The following is a 13,595-nucleotide window of genomic DNA, read 5'->3' as shown; positions in this document are numbered from 1 at the left end:
GCGGGCCACGCCCCGTTGATGCGGGTTTGTCTGACTGTGATGCCGCACGATTGTGGTCCGCTGGCCCTATCGCCGGACGCGCCGCGCGGCGCGGTGCTGCATCTGGCGCAGGCCGTGGCGACGCTGGCCGTGACCAGCCGCGCTGCCGTGTGCGTCTTTCGGGCGACCCGACGCGTCGCGGTCCGACCGTGGGTGACAATGTTATGCGGCGGGTTGCCCGCCACCGGGAGGGGCAGATGCCGCGATTGATACGACCGCAGGCGCGGGCCGCGCTGTGGCGCTGGCGCGAAGTCCTGCTGGCGGGCGGTCTTGTGCTGCTGGGCCTGTGGTTGGCGCAAAGTTTTGGCGTGGTGCGCTGGCTGGGCTGGACGTTCATGGTGATCGGCGCGGGGCTGGCTGTGGCGGGGGTCCAGCGGGCCCGGTTCCGGCAGGACGGGCAGGGTCCGGGAATCGTGGCACTGGATGAACGGCGTCTGGTTTACATGGGACCGCTGACGGGCGGGGCGATGGATGTCGATGATTTGATCGCGCTGGAACTGGAACCGATGGCGCTGCCAGCGCCGCATTGGGTGCTGTCGGGGGCGGGCGGTCAGCAGCTGGAAATTCCGGTCAATGCAGAAGGCGCTGACCAGTTGTTCGATGTTTTCGCAAGCCTGCCGGGTATCCGCACCCGCGCCGTGCTGGATGTGCTGGAACGCACACCGGGTGCGCGGGTGACGGTGTGGCAAAAGACCAAGCCTCTCTTGCATTGACGCGGACCTCCGGTCACGCCAGTTACTGATCAGTCAAACATCTCAAGCGAAGGCGCCCGACATGTCTATTCCTCAATCCGGTGGCGGGCCCATCGAACATCACGACCAGTTGGCCGAACTGCTGGAACAGGGCTGCAAGCCCAAGGATCAATGGCGCATCGGCACCGAACACGAGAAATTCGGCTATGACGTCAAGACCCACCTGCCGCTGCCCTATGAGGGCGATTGCGGGATCAAGGCGATGCTGGAAGGGCTGGAGGGCCGGTTCGGCTGGGACCGGGTCGAGGAAGGTGGCCATATCATCGGCCTGACCAAGGACGGTGCCAACGTGTCGCTGGAACCCGGTGGGCAGCTGGAATTGTCCGGCGCCCCGCTGGAAACGATCCACCAGACCTGCGACGAGGTGAACGAACATCTTGCACAGGTCAAGGAAATCGCGGACGAGATCGGTGCGGGTTTTATCGGGCTGGGGGCTGCGCCCGAATGGACGCACGACCAGATGCCGCTGATGCCCAAGGGGCGATACAAGCTGATGGATGCCTATATGGATACCGTGGGCACCCATGGCAAACAGATGATGCGACGGACCTGTACGGTACAGGTCAACCTTGATTTCGGGTCAGAGGCCGACATGGTGCAAAAGCTGCGCACGGCGATTGCATTGCAGCCGGTGGCGACTGCGCTGTTTGCAAACTCTCCGTTCTTCGAAGGCGCGCCCAACGGTCACAAAAGCTGGCGCAGCCGGGTTTGGCGCGGGCTGGACGACAGCCGCACCGGCACGCTGCCGTTCGTATTCGAAGACGGCTTTGGGTTCGAGGCATGGGTCCAGTGGGTTTTGGATGTGCCGATGTATTTCGTCTATCGCGATGGCAAGTACATCGACGCGCTGGGCCAGTCGTTCCGCGATTTCCTGAAAGGCGAATTGCCCGCCCTGCCGGGGGAAAAGCCGCTGTTGTCGGACTGGGCTGACCACCTGACGACCGTATTTCCGGAAGCACGGATCAAACAGTTCATGGAAATGCGCGGCGCCGATGGCGGCCCGTGGCGGCGGCTGTGCGCGCTGCCCGCGTTCTGGGTCGGCATGATGTATGACCAGACCGCGCTGGATGCGGCATGGGACCTGTGCAAGGACTGGACCGCCGAACAGCGCGAGGCGCTGCGCGTGGCGGCATCGGTCGATGGGCTGCAGGCCAAGGTGGACGGCATCGACATGCATGCGCTTGCGCGCGACTGCGTCGCCATCGCAGAAGCCGGTCTGAAGGCGCGCGCGCGCCCCGGCACCGGGGGGTTGATCCCGGACGAGACGCATTTCCTGAACGCGCTCAAGGACAGCATCGAAACCGGGCAGGTGCCCGCGGACGAGTTGCTGGCGCGGTATCATGGGGCGTGGGGCGAAACGCTGGACCCGGTCTACAACGAATTCCAATATTGATTTGTGGCGCCGGGGGGCTGCCACATCTTTGCCGCAATGTTCGGGATTCCTGTTCGGATGGGACTCTTGATCAGACGCGGGCTGTTGCCGCTACTTTTTGCCGGACCGATGTTTCTGGGCTTGCCCATGGGCAGCGGCGTGGCTGTCGCCGCAGGCGCGCTGGTTGGCGTAGCGCTAGTTATGCCAGTGGCGATTGTATTGGGTGTGCTGCCGTTGCGGGCGGTACTGGGCTGGCCGGTTTGGTTGCTGCGCTTTGTTTTCGTGCGTTAGGGGCTGCGCCCCAGTTTCGGTTCGGTGCCTGCCCACAGTCGTATGATGTTGGCGCGGTGCCGCCAGAAAATTAGAATGGCCAACACAATCGCCAAGGCCACAGTGTCGTATGATCCGGTCAGCAGCATCGTAAAGGGCGTCAGGGCCGCGGCCACAAGCGCCGACAGTGACGAAATTTTCGACAGCTTCGCGGTGCCTGCCCAGATCACACAGGCGATCAGCCCCGACAGCGGCGCCAGAACCAGCGCCAGACCCAAAAATGTCGCAACCCCCTTACCGCCGATAAAACGCAGCCAGACCGGGTAGCAATGTCCGATGAATGCGGCAAAGGCGGCGACTTGTGCCGCATCCGGGCCCGCGAACCGCTGGGCCAGCATCACGGCGGCGATCCCTTTGATCGCGTCGCCCAAAAGGGTGATCAGCGCCGCCGTCTTGTTGCCGGTCCGCAGCACGTTAGTGGCGCCTGTATTGCCAGACCCGATTTCGCGCAGGTTGCCCAGACCCATGGCGCGGGCGGTCACGACGCCGGTGGGGATCGATCCCAACAGATAGCCCAAGATGGCCCACAACAGCAGAACGCCCGCAGGACTGGTGAATTCAGGCATCGGTGTCTCCAAATATGCGCCGACCATCGACCCATGTGCCCAGCACGCGGCCTTGCAGGCGGGCACCGTCAAACGGCGTATTCTTTGATTTTGACCGCAGGGTTTCGCGGTTCAGCACGAACGGCGCATCAGGGTCGAACAGGATCAGGTCGGCGGGCGCGCCATCGCGCAGGCGACCGGCCTGCAACCCCAGACGACGGGCGGGGTTCAGCGCCAGGGCGCGGAACAGGCGCGGTAACGACAGATGGTCTTCGTAGACCAGGCGCAGGGCGGCGGGCAGCAGGGTTTCCAGACCGACGGCGCCTGATGCCGCGTCTTCGAATGGCAGGCGCTTCGATTCCTCGTCCTGTGGGGTATGCATGGAACTGATGATGTCGATCAGCCCTTCGGCCAAGGCCGCGATGACGGCGCGGCGATCATCCTCTGATCGCAACGGCGGCTTCAGCTTGAAAAAGGTGCGGTAATCCGCGACGTCCAGCTCGTTCAGGGTCAGGTGGTGGATGCTGACGCCTGCGGTGATGTCCAGCCCGTTGCGTTTCGCGCGTTCAAGTGTGGGCAGGGCGCGGGCGGTGGTGATCTGGTCTGCGTGATATTTCGCGCCGGTCATTTCCAATAGGGATATATCGCGGTCCAGCGCCATGCGTTCGGCCATTGGGGACACGCCGGGCAGGCCGCGCAGGGACGCGAATTTACCAGATGTCACGGCGGCCCCGTCCGACAGGATCGGGTCCTGCACATGGCCGATGACAAGCGCATCTAGGCTATGGGCGTAGGTCAGTGCGCGGGCATAAACTTTTGTGTTGGTGACCACGCGGTCGCAGTCGGAAAAGGCAACCGCCCCGCCATCCTGCAACAGGCCGATTTCCGTCATTTCATGTCCGTTGCGGCCCTTGGTCAGGGCGGCCATGGGCAGGACGTGGACAGCGGCATCCGCAGCCGCGCGGCGGGCGACAAATTCCAGCGTTTCGGGGGTGTCGATGGCGGGCAGCGTATCGGGACGGGTGACGATCGTGGTGACACCGCCTGCCGCAGCGGCGCGTCCGGCGGATCGGAACGATTCCTTATGCCGTTCGCCGGGTTCGGACACCTTGACCCCGATGTCGATGATTCCGGGCGCAAGACAGTGACCGCCGCAATCGATCACCTGTGCGTCAGGCGGGGTCGGTCCATCGACCGCCACGATCACCCCATCGCGCACAGTCAGCGTCCCCTGCGCGTCGGTCAGTGCCACGGGGTCGATCAGGCGGGCGTTGGTGAAATGGATCAATGTCATCTGGGGCGTCCGTCAAAGGTGCCCGAGGTTTAGGCAGGTCCACGGACAGGGTCAATCATGCGCGGTCGGTGTGCTGCGCAATCCAGGCGGGAACATCGGCTTGCGATCCTGCGTTTGCTTCGCAGCCAAGACCAATTCTGACCCGAAACGACACAGGTGATTTATGCTACGAACGACTGCAATCATGCTTTGCCTTGCAGCAGCCCCGGTGCTTGCACAGGATCTGTTTGTGAACGTGCAGAACGATATGATTTTGCCGGGCTTCCCCTTTGATGCGGAACTGGCAGAGGGTTTGGACGTGGTCGATGATAGCGGCAATCAGGTGGGAACGGTGCGTCAGGTCATCGGACCGGACGCCGCATCGCCAGAAGCCTTTGCCATCGACTTTGCGCAAGACATGGTCGCGGATGGCGATACGGAACGGGTCGTGCCCCTGACGGCGTTGACGTTCGATGAAAGCGTGATGGTGATGGCCGACACGTCAGACATCGCGAACCTGCCGGTGTGGCAATACGAATGACGGATCAGCTGGCGACCCAGATCATCAGGGCGACCAGCACGAACAACACCAACAGGGCAATCGTGGCGACACGACCGGACATGGCGGCGTTTGACGGCGGCGCCTTGCCCGTCACGATGCCCGCAGCGCCCGCGCCGGGCAATGGCGACAGCGGCGCCTGCAACCGTGCCGGCTGGCCGATTGTGGTGACATGGCGCACGCCTGCTGCGGGGTGCAGCGTGACGGCGGCACCCGATGTGGCGCGCGACATCACCAGAATGACCGGGCCGCGCAAATCGCGCAGTGCTGCATCATCGGCCAGATCGGCTGGCACGTCGTATCCCTGATGCAGATAATCCAGCAACGACAGACCGGCCAGATTTTCGGTATCGACCACATCGACAAAATCAAGGTTCAGCGCGTCCGTCCCCAATGCCTGCGCGACGGCGTCAGGATCGGAATTCAACAGCGCCTCGCTTGCGGGGGGTGGCACGGAAAAGATGCGGATCTGGCCGTAGTCGTCGGCGGGGATTGTCAGGGTCATGGCAGCCTTTTTCTAATCTTCTGTTAACAAACGCTATTGCGATTGTCTGGTTCCGTGTCGGGCGGTCACGCCGCAGCGGCGGCGCGCGCGGCGCGCAGGTTCTGGGCCAGCAGGTCCATCGCGGCCATGCGGACAGCGACACCCATTTCCACCTGTGTCTGGATTACGGACCGATTGATATCGTCGGCGATGGTGCCGTCGATTTCCACACCACGGTTCATCGGGCCGGGGTGCATAACGATGGCGTCCGGCTTGGCGCAGGCCAGCTTTTCCGCATCCAGCCCGTAGCGGTGAAAATATTCCCGCTCTGACGGGATGAAACCGCCGTCCATCCGTTCTTTTTGCAGGCGTAGCATCATGACGACATCGACGCCTGCCAGACCTTCACGCATGTCGTGGAACACCTCTGCCCCGAAATCAGCGATTCCCGTGGGCATCAGGGTTGGCGGCGCGATCAGGCGGACGCGGTTTTCCATCTTGCCTAGCAGCAGGATGTTGGACCGGGCGACGCGGCTATGGGCGATATCGCCGCAGATCGCGATGGACAGCCGGTGCAACCGCCCCTTGGCCCGGCGGATCGTCAGCGCATCAAGCAGCGCCTGCGTCGGATGTTCGTGCCGGCCGTCGCCGGCGTTAAGCACTGCGCAGTTGACCTTTTGCGCCAGCAGATCGACTGCCCCCGATGACGGGTGCCGCACGACCAGCAGGTCGGGGTGCATCGCATTCAGCGTCAGCGCCGTATCGATCAGCGTTTCGCCCTTTTTCACGCTGGAGGTCTGCATCGCCATGTTCATCACGTCGGCACCCAGCTTTTTGCCTGCCAGCTCGAAACTGGCCTGCGTGCGGGTGGAGTTTTCAAAGAACATGTTGATCTGCGTCATGCCCGCCAGCCGGTCGCGCGGCGCTGTGCCGGTGCGGTTCGCCTCGGCGTAGGTGTCGGCCAGATCCAGCAGGGTCGTGATTTCGGTCGGGTGCAGGTGTTCGATGCCAAGCAGATGGCGGGCGCGAAAGGTCATGGGCGGGCTCCTGTTGCCTGCGTTGATTATAGGGTCGGCGGTGCAGGGGGGCCAGCCCCCGGCCCGTGCTGCGGGTTTTTTCACAAGCCTGCGGTGGGGGACTGCCCTTTTGCCACGCGGGGGGGTATCTGTGGGGCATGGAATCGTCTGACACCTATTGGTCCGATCTGGCGCTGCTTGACTGGCAGGTTTCCTTGGGCGCTGTCGATGCGGTGGGCGACATGCCGGTCGACCGTTATGCGCTGGATCCGGTGAAGCCCACGCCAGCGCCTGCCGCACAGCCAAAGGCACCGCCGCCCCCGGTCACGCCGGACGACATCGATGCCGTAGCAACGGCCTGGCACGCGGCCGAAGGGGCCGCCGATCTGGATGCGCTCGCCGCCGCGCAATCCGCGTTCGATCTGTGCGAGCTGAAGAAAGGCGCGCGCAATTTTGTCTTTGCCGATGGCATGCCGGGCGCGCGGGTCATGATCGTGGGCGAAGCACCCGGGCGGACAGAGGATCTGGAAGGCAGGCCGTTCGTCGGTGAAGCGGGGCGTCTGCTGGACCGGATGCTGGCCGCGATCGGGCTGGACCGCCATGCTGCCGACGCGGCGCAGGCTGTCTATATCACCAATGTCATGCCGTGGCGGCCGCCCGGCAATGGAACGCCTGCGCCTGCGGACGTGGCGATGATGGTGCCGTTTCTGAACCGCCATATCGCGCTGGCGAACCCCGATATTCTGGTTCTGATGGGCAATACACCCTGCGGTGCGCTGCTGGACCGTCAGGGGATCACCCGCCTGCGGGGGCAATGGGCGCAGGTGCTGGGCCGTCCGGCTTTGCCGATGTTCCATCCTGCCTATCTGTTACGCAATACCGCTGCAAAGCGCGAAGCATGGGCAGACCTGCTGGCGCTGAAATCCAAGCTGAAGGACACTGCATGAGCCGTATCGACGACACCCGCGATTTCATTCCCGTCCGCATCGCCGTCCTGACCGTCAGCGACACACGCGGCACGGACGACGACCGGTCGGGCGACACACTGGTTGCACGACTGACCGACGCGGGACACAGCCTTGCAGCGCGCACGATCCTGCGTGACGACCGCGACGTGATCGCCACGCAACTGCGCGATTGGTGCGCCGATCCGGATATCGACGTGATCATTTCGACGGGCGGGACCGGATTGACCGGACGCGATGTCACCGTCGAGGCGCACCGCGATGTCTATGAAAAGGAAATCGACGCCTTTGGCACCGTGTTTACCCATGTCAGCATGGCCAAGATTGGCACCAGTGCCGTGCAGTCGCGCGCGACGGGCGGTGTGGCGAATGGCACTTATTTGTTCGCGCTGCCGGGGTCTCCGGGGGCGTGCCGCGACGCTTGGGATGAAATATTGGGCAAACAGCTCGATTATCGGCACCGGCCCTGCAATTTTGTGGAAATCATGCCGCGCTTGGACGAACATCAACGTCGCAAATGACGTGCACGCTGCTGTGACCTCGTGCCGCTGGTAAAAACCCTGATCCGCTTTAGGTTCGGGTGCAGGCTGACAAGGACCATTCTATGCGTTTTCTTCGGCGGAGCCTGACGGGCCTGTTCCTGCTGGCCGTGACATTTGCCTTGCTGGCGGTCGCGGTCAATTCCGTGCGCGGTGCCGTCGTGGCCCGCATGAACGAAGAACCGCGCAGCTTTCCACAGCGTGAACGCATTTTTGCGGTGAATGTCACCCCGGTCGATGCGGGAACCGTTACGCCTGTCCTGCGGACGTTTGGTGAATTGCGCAGCCGCCGGACATTGCAGGTGCGGCCCGCTGCCGGGGGGATCGTGCTGGACGTGTCCGACGCATTGATCGATGGCGGACGGGTGGCGCAGGGCGACGTGTTGCTGCGGATCGACCCGGTTACGGCAGAAGCCGCACGCAACCGTGTCGCCGCACAATTACGCGATGCACAGGCAGAGGTTCGTGATGCCGACCGTGGCCTGACGCTGGCACAGGACGAACTGGTGGCCGCCGAACGGCAGGTCGCATTGCGTCAGACCGCGCTGGACCGGGCCCGTGATCTGGCCGACCGCGGGATCGGCACGCAACAGGCATTGGAAGAAGCCGAATTGTCACTGTCCAGCGCAGAAGGCGCGGTCCTGACCCGCAGGCAGGCGCTGGCCAGTGCAGAGGCACGGATCGACGCCGCCGGAACCGCGCTGGACCGTGTCCGTATCGATTTGGCAGAAGCCGACCGCACGCTGGAAGACACGACCGTCACCGCACCTTTTGCCGGGGTGCTGGCGGATGTCACGGTGACGCCGGGGGCGCGTGTGACCGCCAACGAACAGGTTGCCACACTGCTGGACCCTGATCTGCTGGACGTGTCGTTTCGCGTCTCCACCAACCAATTCGCGCGCCTGCTGGGTGAAAACGGTCAGGTGACGGGACTGCCGGTGCGGGTCACGCTGGATGCCGGTGATGGGGCCGCCGCGACGGCGACGGGCCGGATCGACCGGGTTGGCGGCGCTGTGGGTGAAGGCCAGACCGGACGTCTGTTGTTTGCGACACTGGATGCCGGGCGTGCTTTCCGTCCCGGCGATTTCGTGACCGTGGCCGTCGAAGAACCGCCGATGGATGATGTGGCACAGGTGCCCGCCACCGCCGTTGCCGCCGACGGCACCGTGTTGCGTGTCACGGCAGACGATCGCCTGGAAAGCGTCCAGACAGAGATTCTGCGCCGTCAGGGCGACGATGTGATCATTGCGGCGGAGATGCTGGACGGTGCGCGCATCGTGACCGAACGCTCGCCATTGCTAGGGGCAGGGATCGGTGTGCGACCGTTGTCGCCCGATGGTGCTGTGGGTGATCCGAACCCGTCGTTGGCGCTGGACGATGACCGCCGTGCCCGGCTGCGCGATTTTGTGCAAACCAGCCAGATGTCCGATGCGGTCAAGACCCGCATCCTTGCCCAGTTGGACCAGCCAGAGGTGCCTGCCGAAACGGTCGCAAATCTGGAACGCCGGATGGGAAGCTGATGGCCAGCGGGGGCGACAGGCTGATGGCGGGCGCGGGCGGCATCCTGTCGTATTTCGTCCGGCACCGGACCATCGCCAACCTGTTGTTGTTCCTGATGATCGGGGCCGGTCTGTTCGCATGGCCCAACATGCGCGCCCAGTATTTCCCTGACGTCGTGGTCGACGGCATCGATGTGACCGTCGTCTGGGACGGTGCCGGGGCCGAAGCGGTGGACCAAGGCATCGTGCAGGTGCTGGAACCGACGCTGTTGGCCGTCGAAGGCGTGACCGGGTCCGAATCGCGTTCCACCGAAGGCCGCGCCCGAATAGAACTGGAATTCGCCCCCGGCACGGACATCGACCGTGCGGCGGAAAATGTGCAGGCGGCGGTCGATGCCGCGTCGAACTTGCCCGACAACGCAGATGAACCTGAATTACGACGCGGTGGCTGGTCGGACCGTGTGACGGATGTGGTCATCACCGGCCCGGTCAGCGTCGACCAGCTTGGCCGGTTTGCGGACGAAATGGTGATCCGCCTGTTCGAAGAAGGCGTGACACAGGCCACCGTGCGCGGCATCGCTGCGCCATCGACCATCATCGAAGTGCCGCAGATCAGCCTGATCGAACATGATATTGGCCTGTCAGACATTGCCGCCCGCATCCGCGAAGAAGCGACAGGCAGCCCCGCAGGTGACGTTTCCGGCGCGGCGCGGGTGCGGACCGGGATCGCCAAACGGTCCGCCGAAGAAATTGCCGCGATCACCCTGCGGTCGAATCCGGACGGGTCCACACTGACCATAGGTGACGTGGCGAACGTGCGTGTTGAAGGCGCTGATCGCGGTCGCGCCTATTTCGTGGGCGACAATCCGGCGGTGCAGATCAGCGTCGTGCGGTCCGCCACGGGCGACGCCATCGGTTTGCAGGAAAGCGTGGAACTGGTCGCGGCCGAACTGGCCGCAACCCTGCCTGCGGGAACGACCATCGACCTTGTGAATGCGCGTGCCGAACAAATCACCGGACGGCTGGACCTGCTGTTTGAAAACGGGCTGATGGGGTTGGGTCTGGTTGTGATCCTGCTGTTCTTGTTCCTGAACGCGCGGACAGCCTTTTGGGTGGCCATGGGGATTCCGGCAGCGATGTTTGCCGCGATTGCGCTGATGTATGTGACAGGTGTGACGATCAACATGATCAGCCTGTTCGCGTTGATCCTGACCTTGGGGATCGTGGTGGACGATGCCATCGTCGTTGGCGAACATGCCGACTATCGCGCCCGCGTGTTGGGTGAACCGCCCAAGGTTGCAGCGGAAAATGCCGCCAAGCGCATGTTCAGCCCGGTGTTTTCCGCGACATTGACGACCGTCATCGCCTTTTTCGGGCTGGTCGCCGTGGGGGGGCGGTTTGGCGACCTGATCGCGGATATTCCATTCACCGTGATCGTCGTGCTGCTGGCGTCACTGATGGAATGTTTTCTGATCCTGCCGCATCACCTGAGCCATTCAATCGGCGCAGATCAGGGGCAGGCATGGTACGATGCGCCGTCCCGGTTCGTGAACCGTGGCTTTGCGTGGTTCAGCCTGCGCGTCTTTCGCCCGTTTATGGCGCTGGTGATCCGCGCGCGCTATCCGGTGATTGCCGCCGTTGTGCTGATCCTTGCGACCCAAGTGACGCTGTTCATTCGGGGCGACGTGCGCTGGCAGTTCTTTTCGTCCCCCGAACAGGGCGAGGTGACGGGTAACTTTGCCATGCTGCCCGGTGCGTCCCGTGCCGATACCGTGGAAATGATGCGCGAAATGCAGCGCGCCGTCGCGGCGACCGCCCAATCGTTTGAAGACGAAACCGGGGCCGATCCGGTGACCTATGTGGTGTCGGAAATCGGCGGCAACGCGGGGCGCGGCATTTCCGGCGCGGATCAGAAAGAGCCCGATCAGTTGGGCGCGGTCAGCATCAGCCTGACCGATGCCGACAGCCGGCCCTTCAGCTCGTCCGATTTTGTCGAACGGTTGCAGGAAACGGTGGTGCAGCATCCACGCGCCGAAACTGTCAGTTTCCGGCGCTGGGGCGGCGGGCCGGGCGGCGACAGTCTGGACGTGCAGATGTTCGGGGCCGACGCCATCACCCTGAAAAACGCGGCAGAGGCATTGAAATCCGAACTGGCGCAATTCCCCGAAATCAGCGGACTGGAAGACACGCTGCCCTATGACAAGGAAGAACTGTCGCTGGAACTGACGCCGCAGGGGCAGGCGCTGGGGCTGAATATCGACACCCTTGGCCGGACCCTGCGGGACCGTCTGGGCGGGATCGAAGCGGCCAGTTTTCCGGATGGCGTACGGTCCGCGACCGTCCGTGTCGAACTGCCGGATGGAGAGTTGGAGGCCGATTTTCTGGAACGCATGCAGGTGCGCACCGATACAGGCGTCTATGTCCCGTTGGCCGATGTGGTCAGCGTGACCAGTCGCACCGGATTTTCGACGGTGCAGCGTGAAAACGGAATTCCGCTGTTGTCGGTGATCGGTGATCTGGCCGACGACGACCCTGACCGCGCCGCACAGATCAACCAGATCATCAACGACACGATCCTGCCTGACATTCAGGAACGTTTTGGCATTCAGACGCAACTGTCTGGTCTGTCGCAACAAGAGGCGGATTTCCTGAACGATGCCCGCACCGCGCTGATCCTTGTGCTGGCGGGCATTTACCTAAGCCTTGCCTGGATTTTCGGCAGCTGGACCCGTCCTATGGTTGTCATGGCGATCATCCCCTTTGGTCTGGTCGGCACGATCTATGGCCACAACGCATGGGGCATCCCGATGAGCCTGTTCACGGTGGTCGGCATGATCGGCATGGTGGGGATCATCATCAACGATTCCATCGTGCTAGTGACGACCATCGACGAATACGCACAGGACCGGGGACTGGTCCCGGCGATCATCGACGGCGCGACGAACCGCCTGCGACCGGTGCTGCTGACGACGCTGACCACCGTGCTGGGCCTGTCGCCGCTCTTGTACGAAGGGTCCATTCAGGCAGAGTTTCTGAAACCGACCGTGGTGACGCTGGTCTACGGTCTGGGCTTTGGGATGGTGCTTGTCCTGCTGGTGGTGCCGTCGCTGATCGCGATGCAGGCCGATTTTGCGCGTCAGGTGACGGCAGCGCGCCGGGCACTGCGCGGGCGCAGGCGTGCGATGTGGCTTCCGGCGGGGCTGGGCGCGGTTGCCGCCGTGGCGCTGTTTTCGGGGCTGGTCCTGCCGGTCCTGCTGTTCGGGACCGGCTGGGCTGCCGTGATGGACGTTATGCCAATCCTGGGCGACAGCATCGGTGCTGCGCTGGGCGCGTATCTGGTGGCGTTGGCGTTGGTCTGTCTGCTGATCTACGTGATCGGACTTGCGACGTTCGGTCTGCGGCGGCGCGCGACCTAGGGTGCGCTGCAGCCATGCAGGTCGATGGCGCGGTCCGATCCCAGCACGGTGAACCGTAGACCGCCGCGATCCAGCCCGAAGGCCTGACCGCCGCGCACCAGCCGTGCGGTTGCAAGCAGCGTATCACCGCGCCGTTCGATGACAGGTTCCGACACCCAGATCGCAGGATCGGCCGTTTCGATCACCAGTTCTTCTGTCGTGCCGGTGGGCGGCAGGGTCAGTGTCGCGTGCAGGATCAGACCGTCATCAGCCGCTTGCAAATGGCAGACCGCATGGCCGCCGGGTTGCGGCTGATCAAGCAGGGCCGCCAAAACGGCCGGTTCCTGTGCCGTTTGTGCGGGCGGCAGTGCTGTATCGAATGTCAGACTGACCGGGACGCAGATATCCAGACAGACGCCGATGTCCAACGATCCTGCCAGCCGTTCCAGATCGCCCGGCACCTCGATCGGCAGGACCACGCTGTCGTGATAGCCAACCGACCGCATGCCATTCTGGTCAAACACGTCGGGCGTCGGCCAATGCAGTTGCGCGCCCGGGGCATCGTTCAGAACGATAAGCGGTGGAATGCCCGCATCACCCGGCGCGCGCCAATACGTTTTCCACCCGGCGGGCAAGGTCAGCCGCAGTGCCGCCATGCGCGTGCCCTGCGGTGTTGCATGACCCGGCAGGACGGACACCTGCACGTCAATCGCCTGAGCGGTGGCGGCTGGGCCAAGCAGGGCCAGTGAAAAGACAAGCGCGGATAAAATTCTCATGCGTCCTGAATGCCCCGGATATGACCGCGCGGGAAAGGCGTGAAATCGCTT

General features: G+C 63.6%; 13 protein-coding genes. 8 read left to right on the top strand and 5 right to left on the bottom strand.

The window, feature by feature from the left end; genetic code table 11:
- Positions 1–236: 236 nt before the first annotated feature.
- The 3 genes from GZH79_RS01480 to GZH79_RS01470 all read left to right on the top strand — a co-directional run bounded on the left by GZH79_RS01480 (position 237) and on the right by GZH79_RS01470 (position 2,454).
- On the top strand, positions 237–752 hold the full coding sequence (locus GZH79_RS01480) for a hypothetical protein (RefSeq protein WP_211641361.1): 516 nt from the start codon (positions 237–239) through the stop codon (positions 750–752).
- A gap of 61 nt (positions 753–813) precedes the next feature.
- Positions 814–2,184 carry a glutamate--cysteine ligase gene (locus GZH79_RS01475; protein WP_211641360.1) on the top strand — a complete coding sequence of 457 codons (1,371 nt, stop codon included), beginning with the start codon at positions 814–816 and terminating at the stop codon, positions 2,182–2,184.
- An 84-nt stretch (positions 2,185–2,268) separates the two neighbouring features.
- Positions 2,269–2,454 carry a hypothetical protein gene (locus tag GZH79_RS01470; RefSeq protein WP_211641359.1) on the top strand — a complete coding sequence of 62 codons (186 nt, stop codon included), beginning with the start codon at positions 2,269–2,271 and terminating at the stop codon, positions 2,452–2,454.
- Here the strand turns inward: GZH79_RS01470 and plsY are convergent.
- Complete coding sequence (gene plsY / locus GZH79_RS01465) at positions 2,451–3,059, bottom strand: glycerol-3-phosphate 1-O-acyltransferase PlsY (protein WP_211641358.1); 609 nt, start codon at positions 3,057–3,059, stop codon at positions 2,451–2,453. The genes GZH79_RS01470 and plsY overlap by 4 nt on opposite strands.
- A complete protein-coding gene (pyrC, locus tag GZH79_RS01460; RefSeq protein WP_211641357.1) occupies positions 3,052–4,332 on the bottom strand; it encodes a dihydroorotase in 1,281 nt (426 codons plus the stop codon). The genes plsY and pyrC overlap by 8 nt, the downstream gene beginning before the upstream one ends.
- 163 nt (positions 4,333–4,495) lie before the next feature.
- Between pyrC and GZH79_RS01455 the strand changes: the two genes are divergently transcribed.
- Positions 4,496–4,852 carry a hypothetical protein gene (locus tag GZH79_RS01455; protein ID WP_211641356.1) on the top strand — a complete coding sequence of 119 codons (357 nt, stop codon included), beginning with the start codon at positions 4,496–4,498 and terminating at the stop codon, positions 4,850–4,852.
- A gap of 4 nt (positions 4,853–4,856) precedes the next feature.
- Here the strand turns inward: GZH79_RS01455 and GZH79_RS01450 are convergent, their stop codons facing one another.
- Complete coding sequence (locus GZH79_RS01450; RefSeq protein ID WP_211641355.1) at positions 4,857–5,375, bottom strand: hypothetical protein; 519 nt, start codon at positions 5,373–5,375, stop codon at positions 4,857–4,859.
- Between the two features lie 65 nt (positions 5,376–5,440).
- Positions 5,441–6,391, bottom strand: a complete 951-nt coding sequence (locus GZH79_RS01445) for an aspartate carbamoyltransferase catalytic subunit (protein WP_211641354.1) — start codon at positions 6,389–6,391, stop codon at positions 5,441–5,443.
- Positions 6,392–6,528: 137 nt separating this feature from the next.
- On the opposite strand from GZH79_RS01445, the gene GZH79_RS01440 reads away from it, so the two are divergent.
- From GZH79_RS01440 to GZH79_RS01425, 4 genes are all read left to right on the top strand, one after another.
- On the top strand, positions 6,529–7,317 hold the full coding sequence (locus GZH79_RS01440; RefSeq protein WP_211641353.1) for a uracil-DNA glycosylase: 789 nt from the start codon (positions 6,529–6,531) through the stop codon (positions 7,315–7,317).
- Positions 7,314–7,856, top strand: coding sequence for a molybdenum cofactor biosynthesis protein B (moaB, locus tag GZH79_RS01435; protein ID WP_211641352.1), 543 nt, complete (start codon positions 7,314–7,316; stop codon positions 7,854–7,856). Before GZH79_RS01440 ends, moaB begins: the two co-directional genes overlap by 4 nt.
- Before the next feature lie 83 nt (positions 7,857–7,939).
- A complete protein-coding gene (locus tag GZH79_RS01430) occupies positions 7,940–9,394 on the top strand; it encodes an efflux RND transporter periplasmic adaptor subunit (RefSeq protein WP_211641351.1) in 1,455 nt (484 codons plus the stop codon).
- Positions 9,394–12,789 (top strand): efflux RND transporter permease subunit, encoded by a 3,396-nt coding sequence (locus GZH79_RS01425; protein WP_211641350.1) that lies wholly within the window; start codon positions 9,394–9,396, stop codon positions 12,787–12,789. Before GZH79_RS01430 ends, GZH79_RS01425 begins: the two co-directional genes overlap by 1 nt.
- On the opposite strand, the gene GZH79_RS01420 is transcribed toward GZH79_RS01425, so the two are convergent.
- Positions 12,786–13,544 carry a protein-disulfide reductase DsbD domain-containing protein gene (locus GZH79_RS01420; protein ID WP_211641349.1) on the bottom strand — a complete coding sequence of 253 codons (759 nt, stop codon included), beginning with the start codon at positions 13,542–13,544 and terminating at the stop codon, positions 12,786–12,788. The genes GZH79_RS01425 and GZH79_RS01420 overlap by 4 nt on opposite strands.
- Between the last annotated feature and the right edge of the window lie 51 nt (positions 13,545–13,595).

Origin of the sequence: Loktanella sp. SALINAS62, from assembly GCF_018263905.1 — a bacterium.
Taxonomy (GTDB): domain Bacteria; phylum Pseudomonadota; class Alphaproteobacteria; order Rhodobacterales; family Rhodobacteraceae; genus Loktanella.
This window is presented reverse-complemented; position numbering and strand designations above follow the sequence as displayed.

Bases quoted from the DNA above. Each gene is read 5' to 3' on its own strand.
- GZH79_RS01475 (WP_211641360.1), top strand. From the start codon at position 814: ATGTCTATTCCTCAATCCGGTGGCGGGCCCATCGAACATCACGACCAG.
- GZH79_RS01425 (WP_211641350.1), top strand. From the start codon at position 9,394: ATGGCCAGCGGGGGCGACAGGCTGATGGCGGGCGCGGGCGGCATCCTG.
- GZH79_RS01430 (WP_211641351.1), top strand. From the start codon at position 7,940: ATGCGTTTTCTTCGGCGGAGCCTGACGGGCCTGTTCCTGCTGGCCGTG.
- GZH79_RS01420 (WP_211641349.1), bottom strand. From the start codon at position 13,544: ATGAGAATTTTATCCGCGCTTGTCTTTTCACTGGCCCTGCTTGGCCCA.
- plsY (WP_211641358.1), bottom strand. From the start codon at position 3,059: ATGCCTGAATTCACCAGTCCTGCGGGCGTTCTGCTGTTGTGGGCCATC.
- GZH79_RS01455 (WP_211641356.1), top strand. From the start codon at position 4,496: ATGCTACGAACGACTGCAATCATGCTTTGCCTTGCAGCAGCCCCGGTG.
- pyrC (WP_211641357.1), bottom strand. From the start codon at position 4,332: ATGACATTGATCCATTTCACCAACGCCCGCCTGATCGACCCCGTGGCA.
- moaB (WP_211641352.1), top strand. From the start codon at position 7,314: ATGAGCCGTATCGACGACACCCGCGATTTCATTCCCGTCCGCATCGCC.
- GZH79_RS01480 (WP_211641361.1), top strand. From the start codon at position 237: ATGCCGCGATTGATACGACCGCAGGCGCGGGCCGCGCTGTGGCGCTGG.
- GZH79_RS01445 (WP_211641354.1), bottom strand. From the start codon at position 6,391: ATGACCTTTCGCGCCCGCCATCTGCTTGGCATCGAACACCTGCACCCG.
- GZH79_RS01440 (WP_211641353.1), top strand. From the start codon at position 6,529: ATGGAATCGTCTGACACCTATTGGTCCGATCTGGCGCTGCTTGACTGG.
- GZH79_RS01450 (WP_211641355.1), bottom strand. From the start codon at position 5,375: ATGACCCTGACAATCCCCGCCGACGACTACGGCCAGATCCGCATCTTT.